The organism is Acidovorax sp. (assembly GCF_046341535.1).
Classification (GTDB): Bacteria; Pseudomonadota; Gammaproteobacteria; order Burkholderiales; family Burkholderiaceae_C; genus Acidovorax.
This window is the reverse complement of sequence record NZ_JBKDRI010000131.1, coordinates 1-1,814: the sequence shown is the minus strand read 5'-3', so window position 1 is coordinate 1,814 and position 1,814 is coordinate 1. Positions and strand designations below refer to the sequence as shown.

The window sequence follows — 1,814 nt, the reverse complement described above, 5'->3', positions numbered from 1 at the left end:
TGGGCCTGGGCGTGGCGCTCAACATCGACGTGATCGTGCCTGCCATCGAACGGGCGCTGAACGCCAGCTTTTTGCCCAAAGACATTTATCTCATCAGCAAGATGCCCAGCGAACCGCAAAGCAGCGACATCGTGCCCATCGGCGTCATATCGCTGGTGCTGGCGTTTGTGGCCACCCTGTACCCCAGCTGGCGCGCCAGCCGCGTGAATCCTGCCGAGGCGCTGCGCTATGAATAAAAAACACCCCCCTGAGACGCTTCGCGCTCGGCCCCCGCAGTCGCATGGCTACGCGATGCGAGCACAGGGACGCAGCCAGCGCCCGCAAGTGGAACGCCGCATCCGCGGCGGGGCGGCCCTGGCCTGGCGAGCGCCAGTTTCACGACATGGATCACTGAGATGAACGCTGAAAAAAACGCCGTGGTGCTGGAAGCCCGGGGCCTGACCAAGCGCTTTACCGAAGGCCGCCTGGATGTGACGGTGCTCAAGGGCGTGGACCTGCAGGTCCATGCGGGCGAAACGCTGGCCATTGTGGGTGCGTCGGGCTCGGGCAAGAGCACGCTGCTGCACCTGCTGGGCGGGCTGGATGCGCCCACGGCGGGCACGGTGCGGCTGCAGGGCGAATTGATGTCATCGCTCTCGCCCGAGCGCCAGGGGCAGATGCGTAATCAGCACCTGGGTTTCATCTACCAGTTTCACCACCTGCTGCCCGAGTTCAGCGCGCTGGACAACGTGGCCATGCCCCTGCGCATCCGCCGTCTGCCCTTGGCCCAGTGCCATGCCGAGGCCGAGCGGGTGCTCACGTCGGTGGGTTTGAAGGACCGGCTGCACCACCGGCCCGCCGAGCTGTCGGGCGGCGAACGCCAGCGGGTGGCCATTGCCCGCGCCTTGGTCACGCGGCCCGCCTGCGTGCTGGCGGATGAGCCCACGGGGAATCTGGACCGGAGTACGGCCGATGGCGTGTTCGACCTGATGCTGCAACTGGCACGGGAACAGGGCACGGCATTTGTGATGGTGACGCATGATGGGGCGCTGGCAGCGAGGTGTGATCGGATGGTCAGGTTGGTGTCGGGGGTGTTGGGGTGATTTCGGGCGTTCGCGCCTGTTGCGAGGGGCTTTTTAGCTATCTATTTGATAGCTATTGAGCGATGGATTGAGGGCGGTTGAGATTGCCAGCACCCTCCCCAACCCGTTCACGCGGAGCTTGTTGAAGCCTGGGCGCTATCCCTCCACCCGTTCGGGCTGAGCCTGTCGAAGCCAGGGCGCGACCCCCACCCGTTCGGGCTGAGCTTGTCGAAGCAAGGGGTGCACCCCCCCAACCCGTTCGGGCTGAGCTTGTCGAAGCCCGGTTGGGCCGTGGCGACCGCGTGCCCTGGTTGAGCGCAGGAGCCGGGATGTCGCCCCGGCGGGCGAGGCACTTTTCTTTGCCTCGCCAAAGAAAATTACCCCAAAGAAAGGCGACCCCCCGTCTGCGACCCCTTCGCGATGCGAAGGGGCACACCTGCGCTGGATCGGTTGCGTGGTGCGCCGCGGAACCCGCTGCGCGCTGGCGCGCTCCGCTCGACCAGCCGCGGCGAGTCAGAGCACGAAGCACGCGCGCTGCGACGCGCGTGCCATCCCGACGCAGGCGCAGCCAGAAGGGGGCGGCGCCACCCCCCAACCCGTTCGGGCTGAGCTTGTCGAAGCCAAGGCGCTACCCCCTCCAAAAAACCGTTCGGGCTGAGCCCGTCGAAGCCTGGCTGCACAGTGGCAACCCCTTTCCGTGCTGAAGGAAGAACCGGGATATCGCCCCGGCTTCGACGAGCTCAGCCCGAACGG

Annotated in this window: 1 protein-coding gene and 1 pseudogene; both read left to right on the top strand. The window is 66.2% G+C overall.

What is annotated here, in order from left to right:
* A pseudogene (locus ACK543_RS09320) lies at positions 1-236 on the top strand (lipoprotein-releasing system transmembrane subunit LolC); the annotation flags it as partial.
* Positions 237-395: 159 nt separating this feature from the next.
* Positions 396-1,082 (top strand): lipoprotein-releasing ABC transporter ATP-binding protein LolD, encoded by a 687-nt coding sequence (gene lolD / locus ACK543_RS09315; protein ID WP_409942573.1) that lies wholly within the window; start codon positions 396-398, stop codon positions 1,080-1,082.
* Positions 1,083-1,814: the final 732 nt, after the last annotated feature.

Bases quoted from the DNA above. Each gene is read 5' to 3' on its own strand.
- lolD (WP_409942573.1), top strand. From the start codon at position 396: ATGAACGCTGAAAAAAACGCCGTGGTGCTGGAAGCCCGGGGCCTGACC.